Source organism: Kineococcus glutinatus, assembly GCF_039542765.1.
Lineage (GTDB): Bacteria > Actinomycetota > Actinomycetes > Actinomycetales > Kineococcaceae > Kineococcus_A > Kineococcus_A glutinatus.
Map to the genome: position 1 here is coordinate 1 of NZ_BAABIL010000920.1, position 517 is coordinate 517.

Consider the following 517-nt stretch of genomic DNA (forward strand, 5'->3'; position numbering starts at 1 on the left):
CCCGGCCCCGGTCGGGGTCGAAACCGTCCACGGCCTTGACCAGCCCGAGGGAGGCCACCTCCCACAGCTGGCACGCCACGTCGGCGCGCAGGATCTCCAGGTCGACGGCGTCGTCGACGTCGAGGCCCATGTCGTCGATGCCGTCCAGCACCTCCAGGGCGTCGACGAGCACCCGCTCGCGCTCGGCGAGGCCGGCGGGGCCGGTGTCGGGCAGGGGTGCGGCCAGCAGCCGCCGGGTCCACGGCTCGTCGGCGCTGCCGGCCAGGGCGGCGCGCCGCTGCGGGTCGCCGTCGACCAGGGCGCCCAGCACCGAGGACGTGACCTCCCGGAAGCGCCGGCGCGCGACGGGGTCCCGGGGGTACTCGGGGGCTCCGCCGCCGCTCATCGACCCACTCCCGTCCGACCGCGTCCGCCTTCGCACGCGGCGACCGCCGGCCCGGCCGCGCTGGGGCGGGCCGTCGCGTCGCTCAGGCGCGACACTAACCGCGCGCGGGCCCGGACGCAGCGCCCGACCGCG

At 78.9% G+C, this 517-nt stretch carries 1 pseudogene; it reads right to left on the reverse strand.

From position 1 onward, the window contains the following. Positions 1-385, reverse strand: a pseudogene (locus ABEB16_RS22565) (hypothetical protein); the annotation flags it as partial. Between the last annotated feature and the right edge of the window lie 132 nt (positions 386-517).